8 protein-coding genes are annotated in these 20,722 nt (G+C 61.0%); 7 read left to right on the plus strand and 1 reads right to left on the minus strand.

Going from position 1 to position 20,722, the window contains the following annotated elements:
• Nucleotides 1-120 precede the first annotated feature (120 nt).
• Nucleotides 121-11,400, minus strand: coding sequence for a retention module-containing protein (locus AC3IP0_RS00625; RefSeq protein WP_489326425.1), 11,280 nt, complete (start codon nucleotides 11,398-11,400; stop codon nucleotides 121-123).
• 356 nt (nucleotides 11,401-11,756) lie between these two features.
• Here AC3IP0_RS00625 and AC3IP0_RS00630 point away from each other — a divergent pair, with 356 nt between their 5' ends.
• The 7 genes from AC3IP0_RS00630 to AC3IP0_RS00660 all read left to right on the plus strand — a co-directional run bounded on the left by AC3IP0_RS00630 (nucleotide 11,757) and on the right by AC3IP0_RS00660 (nucleotide 20,716).
• Nucleotides 11,757-13,106, plus strand: coding sequence for a TolC family outer membrane protein (locus AC3IP0_RS00630; protein WP_489317851.1), 1,350 nt, complete (start codon nucleotides 11,757-11,759; stop codon nucleotides 13,104-13,106).
• Nucleotides 13,107-13,148: 42 nt separating this feature from the next.
• Nucleotides 13,149-15,305 (plus strand): type I secretion system permease/ATPase, encoded by a 2,157-nt coding sequence (locus AC3IP0_RS00635; protein ID WP_489326426.1) that lies wholly within the window; start codon nucleotides 13,149-13,151, stop codon nucleotides 15,303-15,305.
• Nucleotides 15,295-16,659, plus strand: a complete 1,365-nt coding sequence (locus AC3IP0_RS00640) for an HlyD family type I secretion periplasmic adaptor subunit (RefSeq protein ID WP_489317853.1) — start codon at nucleotides 15,295-15,297, stop codon at nucleotides 16,657-16,659. Before AC3IP0_RS00635 ends, AC3IP0_RS00640 begins: the two co-directional genes overlap by 11 nt.
• A gap of 371 nt (nucleotides 16,660-17,030) precedes the next feature.
• A complete protein-coding gene (locus AC3IP0_RS00645; RefSeq protein WP_489326427.1) occupies nucleotides 17,031-17,918 on the plus strand; it encodes a TauD/TfdA dioxygenase family protein in 888 nt (295 codons plus the stop codon).
• Nucleotides 17,919-17,936: 18 nt separating this feature from the next.
• Nucleotides 17,937-18,962: an ABC transporter substrate-binding protein gene (locus AC3IP0_RS00650; RefSeq protein ID WP_489326429.1), complete on the plus strand. Its 1,026-nt coding sequence runs from the start codon at nucleotides 17,937-17,939 to the stop codon at nucleotides 18,960-18,962.
• 5 nt (nucleotides 18,963-18,967) lie between these two features.
• Nucleotides 18,968-19,828 (plus strand): ABC transporter ATP-binding protein, encoded by an 861-nt coding sequence (locus AC3IP0_RS00655; protein ID WP_489326431.1) that lies wholly within the window; start codon nucleotides 18,968-18,970, stop codon nucleotides 19,826-19,828.
• Nucleotides 19,829-19,849: 21 nt separating this feature from the next.
• The gene (locus AC3IP0_RS00660; RefSeq protein ID WP_489326432.1) at nucleotides 19,850-20,716 is read left to right on the plus strand and encodes an ABC transporter permease; all 867 of its coding nucleotides are present in this window, start codon (nucleotides 19,850-19,852) and stop codon (nucleotides 20,714-20,716) included.
• Nucleotides 20,717-20,722: the final 6 nt, after the last annotated feature.

A 20,722-nucleotide genomic window follows, 5' to 3' on the forward strand; every position in this document is an offset into this window, starting at 1 on the left:
GTCGTGCTGACAGCAGCATAGGTCAACTGCACGCCAGTATGTGGCGCAGCGACGAAATCGTCACCGGGCAGTGGGCGCAAACGTGACGGCCGCCCCATAGGGAGCGGCCGTTTTCACGCATCAGCTGTTGTTGTGATCGATTTTGATAGTCGGGTCGCTACCGGCAATCAGGTTGTGCAGGTTGGCGCTAGACCAGTTGTTGCCTTCGAGCTTGATCGTCACGTCCGGCGTGGCGGCTGCGGCGTTGCCCGAGTTGAACTGGCCGGCCGAGCTGACCTGCAGCGACGACACGCCATCGACCGTGCTGATCTTCAGGAAGTTGTCGATGGTGCTGCCGGTTTCGCCCTGCAACAGATCGCGCAGGTCTATCCGGTCGCCTTCGCTGGCCTTGAAGTCCTTGATCACGTCGCTGCCGGTGTCGCCCGCTTTCCAGACGAAGGTATCACCGCCGGAACCACCGATCAGGATGTCGTTGCCCTTGCCACCGTCGAGGTTGTCGTTACCACCCGAGCCGAAGAGGATGTCATTGCCCGCACCGCCCAACAGGGTGTCGTTGCCGTCATGGGCACCGGACACATCGAACGCGTTGTAATGCTCGGTGATGTACTGGTGCACGTTGCTGGTGGTGACTTTGCTGACCTCTACGCCGGATTGCTGTGCCACGAAGGCTTGCATCGCCTGGTAACCCTCGCCGGCAATGCCGTTGAAACTCACCAGGTCGCCGAACAGAAGGTCGTTGCCGTCGCCACCACTGACGGTGTCGTTGCCCGGCATCGTCGCTTCGGTGTGGCCAATGATCGAGTTGGCCAGATCCTTCGGATCGATGTTGGTTTGTGGCGTTTGATTCGAGTCGTACGGCTTCAGGTCGTTGAGGCTCACTCCGCTGTTGAGGCCAATGGCCTCGACATTCGACAGGTTGCTCAGCAGTGCAAAGCTGCCGGTGGAGTTGCTGGTGGTGTCCCCGTCGGTACTGTTGCCGTCGCCGTCACGACCCGAGAACTCGTAGGTACCGTCACCCTGGGCATGCAGATAGCCGAAGTCCTTGGATGACCAGCTATCTCCGTTGCCATTGCCATTGCCATTGCCATTGCCATTGCCATTGCCGTTGTTGCCATTGTTGTCGTTGCTGCTCTTGGTCCAGACCGTCACTCGGCCCGAGGCGGTAATGTCGATCTGGTGCGTGCTGTCGGGGAACAGGCTGATCGCTTTACCCAGCTGATAGTTGCTGGTGGTGATCAGGCTATCGAGTGTGGTGCTGCCATACAGGGTCGGGTTGGTCGACTCGCCGCTCTGGTAGTAAGTCGGCTTGCCGTCGGTGATGAAATACGTGAGGTTCTTCGCCCCGGTGTTGGCCACGGCGCCCGCACTCTGGAACCAGTTGGCCGTGGTTTTGAACACGTCCTCGTAGTTGGTGCCGCCGCCGGATGACATCGAGTCCAGAGTCTCTTTCAATTGAGTCAGAGCATTCGAGTCATTGAGGTTCACCGACACCGACTTGTTGACCTGAGTGTCGAAGTCCACCAGGAAGATGTTCACCGTACCCGAGTTGCTGCCCAGGCTTTGCTTGAGGGTGTTGAACACCGACGTCAGCGAGTCCTTGGCCGAGTTGATCGACGAGGAACTCATGCTGCCGGAGCTGTCGACCATGAAGGCGATGTTGTAGTTGGTGCCCGGCACCACGGTCAGGCCGCCGATGTCGGCGACGATGATGTCATTGCCGTCGGTGCCGGTGACGGTGTCATTGGCCGCGGTGGCGGTGACGGCGTTGTAGGTCGCCGGGTACACGGTCACAGGAATCTGCGAAGTGCTGCTGGCCGAACCACCCAGGGCCTCGGTGGAGGTCGAGGTCACGGTCAGGTTGAACTGGCCGTTGTAGTACGGTGGTGGAGTGACGGTCAGAGAACCGAGGCTCCAGCCTGTCACATTGGCCTCGCCATTGGACGCGGTGACCGTGAAGGTATGTCCCGCGCTGTCGGTGAGCACCGAGCCGACCGGCATGCCGCTGATTTTCAGGCTCAGGCTTTCCGAGCCGTCGGTGTCAGTCAGCGCGGTGGTGATGGCGGACAATTTCACACTGGTGCCTTCGGCGCCGGTATTGAGTTTGTAACCGTCGTAGTAGCCTTCGCCATTGGTGCCGTGCAAGTCGGACACGGTCACGCCGGCATTCACCAGGTCCGAGACGCCGGTGTAAATCGGTACGCCGGCACTGCTCAGGTCGATCGGCGTGCTGCCATTGACCGACAGGTTGACGTCATAGCTGCCCGGACCACTCTGGTTGTGGTGGTAGATGTCCAGGGTGTAGTAGCCACTGGTGGTCGGGGTGTACGAACCATTGAGGTTGCCACCCGCGCCCCAGGTGATCGCGGCGACGTTCTTGCCGCCGATGGTCACCAGCAGGCTGTCATCGCCAACACCGCTGAAGGTGTAGGTCTTGCCGGCTTCGAGGTAGATCAGGCCGGAGGTTTTCGAGGCCGTACCGGCGGTCACGCTACCGTCGGACTGCACGTTGGTCACAGTGCCCTTGGAGTTCGGTGTACCCGCGGCGTCGATCACGTTTTTCAGCGTGGTCGAGTTCGCGCCGCTGCCGCTGGTGCCCAGGCCCGACAGACCGGTCCAGACTTCCTTGATCAACCCGGTGGACCTCGCGCTGTTGTCGGCAACGCTCAGGGTCGGGGCATCCGCCACTGGAGTGATATCGATCTTGATCGTGCCGGTGTTGCCCAGTGCCTGGCCGTCGGTTGGCTGGAACTTGATCTGTGCGTAGTCGGCCTGGTTGTTGCCCAGGCTGGTACCGCCGTAACCGTCCACGCCCGACTCGTTGGCATCCGGCATGAAGCGCAGTTTGCCAGCGTCGATATCGGCTTTGCTGAAGGTCTGGTTAGCGGCGACATCTTTCCAGGTCGAACCATCCAGGTACTGCAGTTTGCCCTCGCCCGGCAGCTGGGTGATTTTCACGCCCAGGCTGGTGGCCGGACTGTCGACGTCGCTGACGCCGAAGGTCGACCAGCCGAGGGTCAGTGGCGTGTCTTCGGTGCCGGTGACGTTGACCGGTGCTACGACCGGTGCGTCATTGACCGCCACCACGTTGACCGTGGTGGTCGCGGTGTTGGAGTAGTTGCTGCCATCGGTCACCGTCACGGTGATGATGCGCGGCACGGTGCTCGGATCTTCACTGTTGTTGGTGAAGGTGATGTTCTTGATCTGCTGCATGTAGTCGGCCAGCGTCGCGTTGCCCGACAGGGTCAAGGTGACGGTGCCATTGGTGCTGTTGGCATTGATGGTGATGCCGTTGACGCTGTTGCCCAGGTTCAGCGCATCGCCGTCCTGACGGTTGGTCAGCACGATGGTCGCGCCGGTCAGCAAGGTGCTGTCCGGGTCGGTGATGCTCAGGTCGGTATCGCCGATCGACACGCCAGGACCGGCAGTGTTTTCGGTGAACGTCACCTTGTAATCGGCCTCGGTGGCGCCGCTGGAGTTGTTGGCGTCGAGGTCCAGTACTGGTGGTGCATCGTTGTCGATGATCGAAGTGCTGACGCTGCCGTTGGACGCGCTGATTGCCAGGTTCTCGAAGTTACCGCCGGTGGCCGAGTCGATCTTGACCACGAAGTTTTCGGTGTTTTCGGTGATCCGGTCATCGAAGGTCGAAATGTCGAACGGCACGCCACTGGCATTCGCCGGAATCTTGACCGTCGTCACACCGGTGAAGTCCACACCATTGGCTGCTGTGCCGGAGTAGGTCAGGGTTACGGTCACTTCACCGTGAGCCGGGTTGGTCAGCGTGAGGGTGTAATGCGCTGCCTGACCCTCGGTGACAGATGTATCACCCGAGATGCTGATGGTGGTGACGTCACCGGTGTTGGCCGGCGTATTCGGCGTGCCCGAACCTGCTTCGTCGGTGACGGCGGTGGTGAACTGGTCCTTGCCCAGGGTCAACTTCTCGAAATTGTCAGCGCCGCTGACCGATTCCAGTTTGTTGACGATGGACGGCTGGCCGCCGGTGTAGACGTCATCCTTGGCGATGATGGTGGCGGAACCGGTCGCGGTATTGGCTGGAACGGTGACTTTGGTGCCATCGGAGAGGGTGAATTCCAACGGGCCGTGGTTATTGATCGACAGACCGGCCGCGTTGGTCAGGGTCACGGTGTAAGTCACCGAACCGCCTTCAGCCACGGTGGATTTGTCCGCGGTCAGGGTGGCAGTCACTTCGCTGGCGGTGTCGGTGATGGCCACGTTAGCCGCGGTGCCGTCGATCACCAGGTTTTCGAAGGTCTTGCCGGTGACGCTGGCCGAATCGACGGTCAGGCTCAGGTTGCTCGGGTCGTTGTAGACATCGTCGCCCTGCATCGGCGCGGTGTAGATGGCCGACAACTTGCCCGCTTCAATGGTGACGGTGCCGCCGTTGCTCAGGGTGACCTTGAGGTCGTGGTCGAGCTTCTGGTCGACCTTGACGGTGAAGGTCGGGGCGACGTTTTCCTGCACGCCGCCATTGCCTTCAATGCTGACGGTGACCTGGTCGCCCTGGTTGTCGCTCGGGGTGCCCGAGCCGGGCTCGTCAGTGACGGCGGTCTCGACTTCGGTCTGACTCAAGGTCAGTTTTTCGAAGTTGTCCGCGCCAGTGACCGATTCCAGTTTGTTGACGATGGACGGCTGGCCGCCGGTGTAGACGTCATCCTTGGCGATGATGGTGGCGGAACCGGTCGTGGTATTGGCCGGGACGGTAATTTTGGTGCCATCGGACAGCGTGAATTCCAACGGGCCGTGGTTATTGATCGACAGACCGGCCGCGTTGGTCAGGGTCACGGTGTAAGTCACCGAACCGTCTTCAGCCACGGTGGATTTGTCCGCGGTCAGGGTCGCGATCACTTCGCTGGCGGTGTCGGTGATGGCCACGTTAGCCGCGGTGCCGTCGATCACCAGGTTTTCGAAGGTCTTGCCGGTGACGCTGGCCGAATCGACGGTCAGGCTCAGGTTGCTCGGGTCGTTGTAGACATCGTCGCCCTGCACCGGCGCGGTGTAGATGGCCGACAACTTGCCCGCTTCAATGGTGACGGTGCCGCCGTTGCTCAGGGTGACCTTGAGGTCGTGGTCGAGCTTCTGGTCGACCTTGACGGTGAAGGTTGGCGCGAGGTTTTCCTGCACGCCGCCATTGCCTTCAATGCTGACGGTGACCTGGTCGCCCTGGTTGTCGGTCGGGGTGCCCGAGCCGGGCTCGTCAGTGACGGTGGTCTCGACTTCGGTCTGGCTCAGGGTCAGTTTTTCGAAGTTGTCCGCGCCAGTGACCGATTCCAGTTTGTTGACGATGGACGGCTGGCCGCCGGTGTAGACGTCATCCTTGGCGATGATGGTGGCGGAACCGGTCGTGGTATTGGCCGGGACGGTAATTTTGGTGCCATCGGACAGCGTGAATTCCAACGGGCCGTGGTTATTGATCGACAGACCGGCCGCGTTGGTCAGGGTCACGGTGTAAGTCACCGAACCGTCTTCAGCCACGGTGGATTTGTCCGCGGTCAGGGTCGCGATCACTTCGCTGGCGGTGTCGGTGATGGCCACGTTAGCCGCGGTGCCGTCGATCACCAGGTTTTCGAAGGTCTTGCCGGTGACGCTGGCCGAATCGACGGTCAGGCTCAGGTTGCTCGGGTCGTTGTAGACATCGTCGCCCTGCACCGGCGCGGTGTAGATGGCCGACAACTTGCCCGCTTCAATGGTGACGGTGCCGCCGTTGCTCAGGGTGACCTTGAGGTCGTGGTCGAGCTTCTGGTCGACCTTGACGGTGAAGGTTGGCGCGAGGTTTTCCTGCACGCCGCCATTGCCTTCAATGCTGACGGTGACCTGGTCGCCCTGGTTGTCGGTCGGGGTGCCCGAGCCGGGCTCGTCAGTGACGGTGGTCTCGACTTCGGTCTGGCTCAGGGTCAGTTTTTCGAAGTTGTCCGCGCCAGTGACCGATTCCAGTTTGTTGACGATGGACGGCTGGCCGCCGGTGTAGACGTCATCCTTGGCGATGATGGTGGCGGAACCGGTCGCGGTATTGGCTGGAACGGTGACTTTGGTGCCATCGGAGAGGGTGAATTCCAACGGGCCGTGGTTATTGATCGACAGACCGGCCGCGTTGGTCAGGGTCACGGTGTAAGTCACCGAACCGCCTTCAGCCACGGTGGATTTGTCCGCGGTCAGGGTGGCAGTCACTTCGCTGGCGGTGTCGGTGATGGCCACGTTAGCCGCGGTGCCGTCGATCACCAGGTTTTCGAAGGTCTTGCCGGTGACGCTGGCCGAATCGACGGTCAGGCTCAGGTTGCTCGGGTCGTTGTAGACATCGTCGCCCTGCATCGGCGCGGTGTAGATGGCCGACAACTTGCCCGCTTCAATGGTGACGGTGCCGCCGTTGCTCAGGGTGACCTTGAGGTCGTGGTCGAGCTTCTGGTCGACCTTGACGGTGAAGGTCGGGGCGACGTTTTCCTGCACGCCGCCATTGCCTTCAATGCTGACGGTGACCTGGTCGCCCTGGTTGTCGCTCGGGGTGCCCGAGCCGGGCTCGTCAGTGACGGCGGTCTCGACTTCGGTCTGACTCAAGGTCAGTTTTTCGAAGTTGTCCGCGCCAGTGACCGATTCCAGTTTGTTGACGATGGACGGCTGGCCGCCGGTGTAGACGTCATCCTTGGCGATGATGGTGGCGGAACCGGTCGTGGTATTGGCCGGGACGGTGACTTTTGTGCCATCGGAGAGGGTGAATTCCAACGGGCCGTGGTTATTGATCGGCAGACCCGCTGCGTTGGTCAGGGTCACGGTGTAGGTGACCGAACCGCCTTCAGCCACGGTGGATTTGTCCGCGGTCAGGGTGGCGATGACTTCGCTGGCGGTGTCGGTGATGGCCACGTTAGCCGCGGTGCCGTTGATCACCAGGTTTTCGAAGGTCTTGCCGGTGACGCTGGCCGAATCGACGGTCAGGCTCAGGTTGCTCGGGTCGTTGTAGACATCGTCGCCCTGCACCGGCGCGGTGTAGATGGCCGACAACTTGCCCGCTTCAATGGTGACGGTGCCGCCGTTGCTCAGGGTGACCTTGAGGTCGTGGTCGAGCTTCTGGTCGACCTTGACGGTGAAGGTTGGCGCGAGGTTTTCCTGCACGCCGCCATTGCCTTCAATGCTGACGGTGACCTGGTCGCCCTGGTTGTCGGTCGGGGTGCCCGAGCCGGGCTCGTCAGTGACGGTGGTCTCGACTTCGGTCTGGCTCAGGGTCAGTTTTTCGAAGTTGTCCGCGCCAGTGACCGATTCCAGTTTGTTGACGATGGACGGCTGGCCGCCGGTGTAGACGTCATCCTTGGCGATGATGGTGGCGGAACCGGTCGTGGTATTGGCCGGGACGGTAATTTTGGTGCCATCGGACAGCGTGAATTCCAACGGGCCGTGGTTATTGATCGACAGACCGGCCGCGTTGGTCAGGGTCACGGTGTAAGTCACCGAACCGTCTTCAGCCACGGTGGATTTGTCCGCGGTCAGGGTCGCGATCACTTCGCTGGCGGTGTCGGTGATGGCCACGTTAGCCGCGGTGCCGTCGATCACCAGGTTTTCGAAGGTCTTGCCGGTGACGCTGGCCGAATCGACGGTCAGGCTCAGGTTGCTCGGGTCGTTGTAGACATCGTCGCCCTGCACCGGCGCGGTGTAGATGGCCGACAACTTGCCCGCTTCAATGGTGACGGTGCCGCCGTTGCTCAGGGTGACCTTGAGGTCATGGTCGAGCTTCTGGTCGACCTTGACGGTGAAGGTCGGGGCGACGTTTTCCTGCACGCCGCCATTGCCTTCAATGCTGACGGTGACCTGGTCGCCCTGGTTGTCGCTCGGGGTGCCCGAGCCGGGCTCGTCAGTGACGGCGGTCTCGACTTCGGTCTGGCTCAGGGTCAGTTTTTCGAAGTTGTCTGCGCCAGTGACGCTCTCGAGTTTGTTGACGATCGGCGCCTGGCCGCCAGTGAAGACGTCGTCGGCAGCGGCGATGGTCGCCGTGCCGGTCGCGGTATTGGCCGGGACGGTAATTTTGGTGCCGTCGGAGAGGGTGAACTCCAACGGGCCGTGGTTATTGATCGGCAGACCGGCCGCGTTGGTCAGGGTCACGGTGTAGGTGACCGAACCGCCTTCAGCCACGGTGGATTTGTCCGCGGTCAGGGTCGCGATGACTTCGCTGACGGTGTCGTTGATAGCAACCGACGCAGGACCGCCAATGACCAGATTCTCAAACGTCTTACCGGCAACGCTAGCATCAGCGATACCCAGCGAGGCGCTGCCGCCATCCTTGTAGACGTCATCACCTTGCGCCGGCAATGCATAGCCAACTTGAGTTGCGCCTGCGGCGATGACCACAGTCTGGCCGTTGCTGAGTGTCACCTTAAGGTCGTGATCCAGCTTCTGGTCGAGTTTGATGGTGAAAGTCGGTGCCTGGTTCTCCAGCACCGGACCAGCGCTTTCGATGGTAACGGTAACCTTGTCGATCACATCGGAAATCGTGGTGACTGCTGGAGTGTTATTGAGCACCAGGTTTTCGAAGTTGCCGCCGCTGGTGCCGGTGATGGTGGTGCTGACGGTGCTGCCATTCACGTAAACGTCGTTGGCCGCAGTCGGCACGTTGACGCTGCCGCTGGTCTGGCCCGCCTCGATGGTAATGACCGAGCCATTGCTCAAGGTCACGGTCATCGGTGTGCCGGCCGGGTTGCTCAGGGTCGCCGTATAGGTGATCTGACCGCCTTCGGTGATGTTGCCGGTGGCGGTGAGGCTCAGCCCGGTGTTGTCCACGGAGTCGGAGATGGTGGTCACGGCCGGCGCGGTGTTGGGCACCAGGTTTTCGAAGTTGCCGCCGGTGGTACTGGTGATGGTGGTGCTGACGGTGCTGCCATTCACGTAAACGTCGTTGGCCGGGGTCTCGACCACGACGTTGCCGCTGGTCTGGCCTGCCTCGATGGTAATGACCGAGCCATTGCTCAAGGTCACGGTCATCGGTGTGCCGGCCGGATTGCTCAAGGTCGCGGTGTAGGTGATCTGACCGCCTTCGGTGATGGTGCCGGTGGCCGTCAGGGTCAGGCCGGTGTTGTCCACGGAATCGGTGATGGTGGTCACCGCCGGGGTGGTGTTCGGCACCAGGTTTTCGAAGTTGCCGCCGGTGGTGCCGGTGATGGTGGTGCTGACGGTGCTGCCGTTGACATAAACGTCATTGGCCGCAGTCGGCACGTTCACGCTGCCGCTGGTCTGGCCCGCTTCGATGGTAATGACCGAGCCATTGCTCAAGGTCACGGTCATCGGCGTGCCGGCCGGGTTGCTCAGGGTCGCGGTGTAGGTGATCTGGCCGCCTTCGGTGATGGTGCCGGTGGCCGTAAGGGTCAGTCCGGTGTTGTCCACGGAGTCGGAGATGGTGGTCACGGCCGGCGCGGTGTTGGGCACCAGGTTTTCGAAGTTGCCGCCGCTGGTGCCGGTGATGGTGGTGCTGACGGTGCTGCCGTTGACATAAACGTCGTTGGCCGCAGTCGGCACATTGACGCTGCCGCTGGTCTGGCCCGCTTCGATGGTAATGACCGAGCCATTGCTCAAGGTCACGGTCATCGGCGTGCCGGCCGGGTTGGTCAGGGTCGCGGTGTAGGTGATCTGACCGCCTTCGGTGATGTTACCGGTGGCCGTCAGGGTCAGGCCGGTGTTGTCCACGGAGTCGGTGATAGTGGTCACGGCTGGCGTGGTGTTGGGCACCAGGTTTTCGAAGTTGCCGCCGGTGGTGCCGGTGATGGTGGTGCTGACGGTGCTGCCGTTGACATAAACGTCATTGGCCGCAGTCGGCACGTTGACGCTGCCGCTGGTCTGGCCCGCCTCGATGGTAATGACCGAGCCATTGCTCAAGGTCACGGTCATCGGCGTGCCGGCCGGGTTGCTCAGGGTCGCCGTGTAGGTGATCTGGCCGCCTTCGGTGATGGTGCCGGTGGCGGTGAGGGTCAGCCCGGTGTTGTCCACGGAGTCGGAGATGGTGGTCACGGCCGGCGCGGTGTTGGGCACCAGGTTTTCGAAGTTGCCGCCGCTGGTGCCGGTGATGGTGGTGCTGACGGTGCTGCCATTCACGTAAACATCATTGGCCGGGGTCTCGACCACGACGTTGCCGCTGGTCTGGCCCGCCTCGATGGTAATGACCGAGCCGTTGCTCAAGGTCACGGTCACCGGCGTGCCGGCCGGGTTGGTCAGGGTCGCGGTGTAGGTGATCTGACCGCCTTCGGTGATGGTGCCGGTGGCCGTCAGGGTCAGGCCGGTGTTGTCCACGGAGTCGGTGATAGTGGTCACGGCCGGCGTGGTGTTGGGCACCAGGTTTTCGAAGTTGCCGCCGCTGGTGCCGGTGATGGTGGTGCTGACGGTGCTGCCGTTGACATAAACGTCATTGGCCGCAGTCGGCACGTTGACGCTGCCGCTGGTCTGGCCGGCGGCAATGGTAATGGTCGAACCGTTGGACAGAGTGACGGTTACTGGCGTCTGCGCCGGATTGGTCAGTGTCGCGGTGTAGGTGATCTGGCCACCTTCGGTGACGGTATTGCCGGCCGTCAGGGTGACCGTGGTGGTGTCGACGGTATCGGTGACCTGGGTCACGGCCGGGGTAGTCGGCGGCGTTACTGTGATGCCGCTGCCGCCGCTGGTGCCGGTGACAGTTACTTCGATCTGGGTCGCGTCGTTATAGACAGTGTCGTTCGCAGCCAATGGCACGTTGACGGTGCCGGTGGTCGAGCCTGCGGGAATCACGATCACGGCGCCGTTGGACAAGGTAACGGTCAGGTCACTCAGCGGCGCCTGGGTCAAGGTCGCGGTGTACACCAGCACGCCACCGGCCTCGGTGATGGTCGGCGTGGCACTGAGGCTGAGGACTGATTCACTCGGGGTATTGGCGTTGGCGTTAACGTTGGCGTTGGTGGTCTGGCTACCCGGGATTTCCAGGGTGGTTTGCCCGGCAGAGTTGATACCCGCGGTCGGGAAGCCAATGGTCGGGTCGACGCGACCAGCCGTAGCGTCGAGCGTCACGAAACTGTGACCACCACCGGCGGCACCACCAGAACCCGACGCCGTCGGACCCGCCGCCGTGGCTTCAAGGTCTTTGGTCGGGTCGGCACCGGCGACAATGGCTTGTTGCAGCTCTTCAACCGACGGCGCGGCCTGCGCGGTGGCGGCTGCCAGATCAGTGCCGGAGTCCGGGGCGTCAGCGCTCCACTGGGTGTCACGGCCCAGATCCAGGGTGCGGCCATCGGCCAGTTCCAGGGACACGGCACCGGAAAGGCCGGTATCGATCTGATCGCCGGCAAACAGCTTGTCGCCTTCAACGAGAACGCGGCGGATGCCCTCTGGGGACACCACGAAAACCTGACCGACAATGCTTTTGACGATGGCAACAACACTGCTCATTGAAGACTCTCCGGGGTGTCACGTTCAGTTGACTTCCATAGACCTGATGGCGTCTGCGCCGACCAGTCTGGACGTACATTGCAAAATAGATGCACAAGTTTGACGCTGCAATTAGTCAATATTTTGGCTATATTTTTTCGCTATTAACTTTATGCCAAACTATTGACCTTCTGGGTCCCATCCTAAACAATCGTCCCAGTAATGTCACATTGATATTTGAGCTGTGACCTGTCCTCGGTATGTGATCCAGTTCCGCTTTTGAACTTTCCGACATACGGTCATTCCGCTTGCCATCTTCCGACACAGCGCGTTCTTTTGCTGTGATTCAAGACAAGAAGTCCTGGGAAATTCCTACAATGCGTTTGCCTTTGTTCATGGCTCTACCTTTCGTCCTTTCCGCGTCATTCATCCAGGCGCAATCCTTACCAGAAGCCATGCAACAAGCGCTGGATGTCCATCCGGAGGTCCAGGCAGGCGTCAACAGCCGGCTGGCTGCGGACTATCAGTTGAAGGCGGCGAAAGGTGGGTACTTGCCACGGGTCGACCTGCTGGGCGGTTATGGTCGTGAAGGCACCGATAGCGTGACGACGCGAGACGACGGCAACAATCACTTCGAAACCCTGAATCGCAGTGAATCAAGTTTGCGACTGACCCAAATGGTCTTTGACGGTTTTGCGACGTCCAGCGAAGTAGGGCGTCAACAAGCCACCGTCAATTCCCGCGCCTACTCGCTGCTGAGTACCTCCGAGCGTACCGGGCTGACCGTGGCCCAGGTCTATCTCGACGTGCTGACCCGCCGTGAATTCGTGCGTCTGGCCGAGGAAAATCTCAAGAGCCACCAACGCATTTACGACCAGATCCAGCTGCGCACCCAGCGTGGCGTCGGCAGCGGCGCCGACCTCGATCAGGCCGAGGCGCGGATGGCCCAGGCGCGCAACAACCTGATCACCGAGCAGACCAACCTGGCTGACGCCGAAACCAACTACCTCTCCGCTGTCGGCCAGATGCCGGATCAACTGGAGCGCCCGGCGAGTTTCATGGCGCTGATGCCGGCCAACCTGAATGAAGCCCGTGCGCAGATGCTGGAAAACAGCCCGATCCTGCGCTCCGCCGAATCCGATATCGCCGCTGCCGAGAAGCAGTACGACACAGCCAAGTCGACTTTCTACCCGCGCTTCGATGCTGAGTTGGGTCGTTCCGCGGACAACGACATTGATGGTCAGAACGGCCACAACAACGAATGGCAAGCCATGCTGCGCATGCGCTTCAACCTGTATTCCGGCGGCAGCAACAAGGCCGATCTGGAATCCAAGTCCTACCTGTCGAACCAGGCGCTGGATATCCGCAACAACGCCCTGCGCCAATTGAATGAAGAGCTGGGCTTGGCCTGGAACGCCCTGAACAATGCCAACGCGCAGGTGCCGATCGCCCAGCAATACGTCGATCACAGCACCGCCGTGCGTATCGCTTACCAGCGTCAGTTCAGCCTCGGCGAGCGTACCCTGCTCGATTTGCTCGACAGTGAGAACGAACTGTTCACCTCTTCTCGCCGTCTGGCGGAGATCAAGAACATTCAGTTATTTACTCAGTACCGAATCAAGGCGACCATGGGCGAGTTGCTCAAGAGCCAGGGAGTGGTCGCACCATTGGCATCCGTTGTGCAGAACGACGTGAAGCCCAAGGTCCAATTGCCCGGTATGAATTGAGCAGGACCTTCGTTGTTCAATTGTTAGCCAAGAGTGCCGAGCGTGGAATCAGAAGTCAGTCGGGTTCAACTCATTCATGATCCGCGCGCGTTGCATGACGATCCGTTGCTGGATGGTCTGCTCGCTCTTTGCATGCTGCACCAGAAACCTGCCAGCGCGGCAATGCTGACCACCGGCCTGCCGTTGTTCGAGCAGCGCTTGACTGTCGAGTTGCTGCCTCGTGCGGCCGCTCGCGCGGGGCTGCAAGGCCGGGTGCTGCAACGCAAGCTGGAGGATATTCCGGCGATTGCGATGCCGGCATTGCTGCTGCTCAAGGACGGTCGCAGTGCCGTCCTGCTCGGCTGGCAAGGCGAAGATCAGGTGCGGGTACTGCTCAGCGAAAGCGATGGCGGTGAGTCCCTGGTCAGCCGTGAGCTGCTCGCCGACGACTACACCGGCAAGGTCTTTTTCGCCCAGCCGCAGCACAAGTTCGACGTCAACCACGGCACGCTGATTCCGCGTGCGCGCTCGTGGTTCCGCGACACCCTCAAGCGTTCGCGCTGGTTGTACGCCGACGCCATCGCCGCCAGCTTTCTGATCAACATCATTGCCATGGCCGCGCCGTTGTTCGTGATGAACGTCTACGACCGCGTCGTGCCGAACCAGGCCGAAGCGACGCTCTGGGTGCTGGCACTCGGCATCACCGGCGCCTACCTGTTCGACCTGATCCTGAAAAGCCTGCGTAGCCTGTGCCTGGATCTGGCCGGCAAGAAAACCGACCTGATCATCTCGGCCACGCTGTTCGAGCGCATCGTCGGTATGGCCATGAAATACCGGCCGGCGCGGGTCGGCAGCTTTGCCCAGAACATCCATGAGTTCCAGAGCCTGCGGGACTTCCTCGCCTCGCTGACACTGACCAGCCTGATCGACCTGCCGTTCACGATTCTGATTTTCATCGTCATCGCGATCCTCGGCGGACATCTGGTGTGGATACCGGTGCTGGCATTCCCGATCGCCCTGGCCATCGGCTATGCCTTGCAGAAACCCCTGGTGGCGACCATGGAGCGGACCATGGCGCTGGGGGCCGAGCGTCAGTCGAGCCTGATCGAAACCCTGGCCGGCCTGGATGCGGTGAAGGTCAACAACGCCGAAAGCGAACGCCAGTATCAGTGGGAGCAGACCATCGGCACCCTCAGTCGTCTTGAGTTGCGGGTGAAAATGCTCTCTGGCCTGGCGATGAACATCACCTTGCTGATCCAGCAGCTGGCCGGGGTGATCATGATCGTCTTCGGCGTTTACCAGATCATCGACGGTCACCTGAGCATGGGCGGTCTGATTGCCTGCTACATGCTCAGTGGCCGTGCGCTCAGCCCGCTGGCATCACTGTCCGGGCTGCTGACTCGTTATCAACAGGCGCGGGTGACCATGACCTCGGTCGACCAGATGATGGAGCTGCCCCAGGAGCGCAATTTCGAAGAACGTCCGCTCAGCCGCAAGGTGCTGCAGGGCGGTATTGAGTGCCGCCAGCTCAACTTCACCTACCCGCAACAGCAGAACCTGGCGCTGAAGAACATCAACCTGTTGATTCATCCCGGCGAGAAAGTCGGCATCATTGGCCGAAGCGGCTCGGGCAAGAGCTCGCTGGCGAAATTGCTGGTGGGGCTGTATCAGCCGGATGACGGCGCGCTGTTGGTCGATGGTGTGGATATCCGTCAGATCGACGTCAGCGAACTGCGCTACAACATCGGCTACGTGCCCCAGGACATACAGTTGCTCGCCGGCACCTTGCGCGACAACCTGGTTTCCGGCGCGCGGTATGTCGAGGACGAACTGGTGCTGCAAGCGGCAGAGCTGGCCGGCGTCCACGAATATGCGCGCCTGCATCCGCAGGGCTATGAGCTGCAAGTCGGCGAGCGCGGGCAGAACCTCTCCGGTGGTCAACGGCAAAACGTCGCCCTGGCCCGTGCATTGTTGCTCAACCCGCCGATCCTGCTGCTCGACGAGCCGACAAGCGCCATGGACAACACCGGTGAAGAGCGCCTCAAGCAGCGCCTGGCGGCGGTGATCGAAAACAAGACCATGGTGCTGGTGACGCACCGGGCATCGCTGTTATCGCTGGTGGATCGGCTGATCGTGATCGACCGCGGGCAGATACTCGCCGACGGCCCGAAAGCCGCGGTGATGGAAGCGTTGAAGAAGGGGCAGATCAGTGTTGCTTAAGTCGGGTAAGGATTCGATCCGTCGCTACTTCAAAGGCTCTGCTTCACTTCAGGGCCAGCCGCTGCCGGAGGTCAACAAGGCGCTGATCGAGGATGCGCCACGGGTGGTGCGGCTGACGATCTGGGCGATCATCGCGTTCTTTGTGTTCCTGATGCTCTGGGCCAACTTCGCGGTCATCGACGAAGTGACCAAGGGCGACGGCAAGGCGATTCCATCGTCGAAGATCCAGAAAATCCAGAACCTTGAAGGCGGTATCGTTGCCGAGCTGTTCGTCAAGGAAGGCCAGATCGTCGAAGCCGGCGCGCCGCTGATTCGCCTGGACGACACGCGATTTGCTTCGAACGTCGGCGAAACCGAGGCCGATCGGTTGTCGATGCTGTTGCGGGTCGAACGCCTGAGCGCCGAGGTCGAAGACCGCCCGCTGAGCTTCCCCGAGGATGTGCTCAAGGCCGTGCCGGGTCAGGCCAAGAGTGAAGAATCGCTCTATATAAGTCGTCGCCAACAGTTGCACGATGAGATTGGCGGCTTGCAGGAGCAGCTGATCCAGCGCCAGCAAGAGCTGCGCGAATTCACTTCCAAGCAGGCGCAGTATCGCCAGCAATTGGGCTTCCAGCGTCAGGAAATCAGCATGTCCGAGCCGTTGGTGGCCCAGGGCGCGGTATCGCCGGTAGAAGTCCTGCGTCTCAGGCGTGCCGAAGCGGAGACCCGTGGGCAGCTCGACGCCACCACCCTGGCCATTCCGCGTGCCGAATCGGCAATCAAGGAAGTGCAGCGCAAGGTCGATGAAACCCGTGGCAAGTTCCGTAGCGAAGCCCTGACCCAACTCAACGAAGCACGCACCGACCTGAACAAGGCCCAGGCCACCGGCAAGGCCCTGGAGGACCGGGTCAGCCGGACGCTGGTCACTTCGCCTGTGCGGGGTATCGTCAACAAGTTGCTGGTCAATACCATCGGCGGGGTTATCCAGCCAGGCAGCGACCTGGTGGAAATCGTGCCGCTGGACGACACCTTGCTGGTCGAGGCAAAAATCCGCCCGCAGGACATCGCGTTCCTGCATCCGGGACAAGAAGCGACGGTGAAATTCACCGCCTATGACTACACCATCTACGGCGGGTTGAAGGCCAAGCTGGAGCAGATCGGCGCCGACACCATCACCGACGAAGACAAGAAGACCACCTACTACATCATCAAGCTGCGCACCGACCGCAGCCACTTGGGCACCGATGAAAAGCCGTTGCTGATCATTCCGGGGATGGTGGCTTCCGTGGACATCATCACCGGCAAGAAGACCGTGCTGAGCTACTTGCTCAAGCCGATCGTCCGGGCGCGAGCCGAGGCGCTGCACGAGCGCTAGATCTTCATTGAGGCAACTGGCCTCATCGCGAGCAAGCTCGCTCCCACACTGGATCTGTGTTGAAACGCAATTTTTGTGTTTCCACCGACCCCCTGTGGGAGCGAGCTTGCTCGCGATAGCGTCCGCCAAAACACCACAACCCTGTCAGAAAGTGACAAATAACGTCACACCACGATTCCCCCATCCCCTTAGCAATCGCCATATCGTTATTCATTAACGGTATTTAAATTTCAATTCTTATATCTATAAAGTCAATCTCCTGCGTACCTGCCGACCAATCGGCGCGCCGCACGACACGAACCAACACGGGACCTCCGTGAGTTTCTGATCGACGCGCGCGCCTTTGAGCGTGCCGTGCGTGGGAGTGATTTATGTCTGCAGCTTCAGCTTCGCCAAGCATCGCGCCACAACTCTTTGAAATCCGCCCGTTCAGCGGAGCGGTGGGCGCCGAGATCATCGGTCTCGACCTGTCCCGCCCGATCAATGATGACGATTTTTCCCGCATTCACCGCGCCCACCTGGATCATCACGTGGTGGTGTTCCGCGACCAGCACATAACCCCTGAGCAACAGATCGATTTCAGCCGCCGTTTTGGTGTGTTGCAGATCCATGTGCTCAAGCAGTTCCTGCTGGCGGGGCATCCGGAAATCCTCATCGTTTCCAACATCGTCGAAAACGGCCAGAACATCGGCCTGGGTGACGCCGGCAAGTTCTGGCACTCCGATCTTTCTTATAAGGAGCTGCCGAGCCTGGGCTCGATGCTGCATGCCCAGGAGCTGCCGTCAGAAGGCGGCGACACATTGTTCGCCGACATGCACAAAGCCTGGGACAGCCTACCGCTCGCGTTGCGCAAAGCGGTGGAAGGCCGCTCGGCGGCGCACTCCTACACGGCGCGTTACAGCGAGACCAAATTCGAAGGCAACTGGCGCCCGACCCTGACCCCGGAACAGCTCGCCCAAGTCGCCGAAGTGGTGCACCCGGTCGTGCGTACCCACCCGGAAAACGGTCGCAAGGCGTTGTTCGTCAGCGAAGGGTTCACCACCCGCATCGTTGGCCTGCCGGAAGACGAGAGCCAGCAACTGCTGACCGAGCTCTACGCCCACAGCGTTCTGCCGCAAAACATCTACCGCCATCAATGGCAGCCCCATGACCTGGTGTTCTGGGACAACCGTTCGCTGATCCACCTCGCCGCCGGATGCCCAAGCCATCTGCGCCGCAAGCTGTTTCGCACCACCATCCAGGGCGACGCGCCTTTCTGATTTGTCGGAGATCTGATCATGTCCAAACGTCTTCCATTCGCACCGCTGGCCGCGGCCATCGGCCTGGGTTTCAGCCTGATCGCCGGCAGCCTGGTGGCGCCGACCGTGGCCCACGCCGAAGGTGAAATCCGCATTGCCGAACAGTTCGGCATCGTTTACTTGTTGCTCAATGTGGTGCGCGATCAGAGCCTGATCGAGAAGTACGGCAAGCAGGAGGGTATCGACATCAAGGTCGACTGGACCCAGCTCTCCGGCGGCGCGGCGGTCAATGACGCGTTGCTGTCGGGCTCGATCGACATTGCCGGTGCCGGTGTCGGCCCACTGCTGACCATCTGGGATCGCACCCACGGCAAGCAGAACGTAAAAGCCGTTGCTTCCCTGGGTAACTTTCCGTACTACCTGGTGAGCAATAACCCCAAGGTCAAAACCATCGCCGACTTCACCGAGAAGGACCGCATCGCGGTGCCGGCGGTGGGCGTGTCGGTGCAGTCGCGCTTCCTGCAATACGCGGCGGCCAAACAGTGGGGTGACAAGGAGTTCAATCGCCTCGACAAGTACACCATCGCCGTTCCACATCCTGATGCCACGGCTGCGCTGGTGGCTGGCGGCACCGAGCTGAGCGGGCACTTTTCCAACCCGCCGTTCCAGGATCAGGAACTGGCCAACCCCAATGTGCACGTGGTGCTGAACACCTATGACCTGCTCGGTCCGAACTCGCCGACGGTACTGTTCGCCACCGAGAAATTCCGCAATGAGAACCCGAAAACCTACAAGGCGTTTATCGATGCACTGACCGAAGCGGCGCAATTCGCGCAGAACGATAAGGGCGCGGCAGCCGACACTTATATCCGCGTTACCAAGGCCAAAATCGACCGCGCCGCGTTGCTGAAAATCATCGACAACCCGCAGTTCGAATTCAGCGTCACGCCGAAAAACACTTACCCGTTGGCCGAGTTCCTCTACCGCGTCGGCGCAATCAAAAACAAACCGGATTCGTGGAAGGACTACTTCTTCCAGGACGCCAAGCCGCTGCAAGGGAGCTGACCGAAATGAACGCCCCTTTGCAAGGCCACACGGTCAGCAAACCGATCGCGGCAGCCCAGGCGCTGCTGTCGGTCGATAACGTCAGCCTCGAATACCGCACGCCGCAGCGGGTGGTGCGGGCGACCCATCAAGTCAGTTTCGAGATCGATCCGGCGGACCGCTTCGTCCTGCTCGGGCCGTCCGGCTGTGGCAAGTCGACGTTGCTCAAGGCCGCCGCCGGCTTCATCCAGCCAGTGGAAGGCGAGATCCGTCTGCAAGGCCAGCGCGTCATTGCGCCGGGACCGGACCGGATCGTGGTGTTCCAGGAGTTCGATCAACTGCCGCCGTGGAAAACCGTGAAGCAGAACGTGATGTTTCCGCTTCTGGCCTCGGAAACCCTCAAGCGCAGGGAGGCCGAAGAGCGAGCGCTGCACTATCTGGAAAAGGTCGGCCTGGCGGCGTTTGCCGAGGCTTATCCGCACACCTTGTCAGGTGGGATGAAGGCCCGGGTCGCCATCGCCCGGGCGCTGGCGATGCAGCCGAAAATCCTGTTGATGGACGAACCCTTTGCCGCGCTCGATGCCCTGACCCGGCGCAAGATGCAGGAAGAATTGCTGCTGCTCTGGGAGGAGGTGCGTTTCACGCTGCTGTTCGTCACGCACTCTATCGAAGAGGCGCTGGTGGTGGGTAATCGCATTCTGTTGCTGTCGCCCCATCCGGGCCGGGTGAGGGCGGAAGTCCACAGCCACCAATACGATTTGCACAGCCTCGGCGGTGTGGCGTTTCAGGAGTCGGCGCGACATATTCACCGGCTGCTGTTCGACGAAGGTCAATCACCGCACGCCGAACATGAACTGGATTTCGCCGACATCCGCATCGCTTATTGAGCCAGTTGAGAGGAGGGCCCGATGAGCCATTTATCATCCCCGCGTGAAGAGTTCGAAACGGCTTTGCAGCCACTGACCAGCGTGCCGCTGGAGCGGGAATTACCCTTGGGCCAACGACTGTGGCAGCAAGGTTGGCTGCGCAAAAGCCTGATCCTGATTTTGCTCGCAGTGCTCTGGGAAGCCGTTGCGCGCTATCAGAACAACGACCTGCTGCTGCCGAGTTTTGTGCAAACCGCACACGCGTTGTACGACGGCCTGCTCAGCGGTGAATTGCTGGGCAAGGTGTGGATTTCCCTGGTGGTGTTGCTCAAGGGCTACCTGATCGGCATCGTCCTGGCGTTTGCGCTGACCACACTGGCGGTGTCGACGCAATTCGGTCGCGATCTGCTCAGTACCCTGACCTCGATGTTCAACCCCTTGCCGGCCATCGCCTTGCTGCCGCTGGCGCTGCTGTGGTTTGGATTGGGCCAGAACAGCCTGATTTTCGTGCTGGTGCATTCGGTGCTCTGGGCACTGGCGCTGAACACCTACGCCGGCTTCCTCGGCGTCTCGGAAACCCTGCGCATGGCCGGGCGCAACTACGGGCTCAAGGGCATGCGTTTCGTACTGTTCATCCTGATCCCGGCGGCACTGCCGTCAATCCTCGCCGGGCTGAAAATCGGCTGGGCGTTTGCCTGGCGGACGTTGATTGCCGCTGAGCTGGTGTTTGGTGCGACCAGCGGGAAAGGCGGGTTGGGCTGGTACATCTTTCAGAATCGCAATGAGCTGTACACGGACAAGGTGTTTGCCGGGTTGGCGGTGGTGATTCTGATTGGTTTGCTGGTGGAGAACCTGGTGTTTGATTCGTTGGAGCGGGTGACGGTTAGGCGGTGGGGGATGGTGCGGTAAAAATTG

The sequence above is a fragment of the Pseudomonas sp. GL_103 genome, from assembly GCF_057835175.1.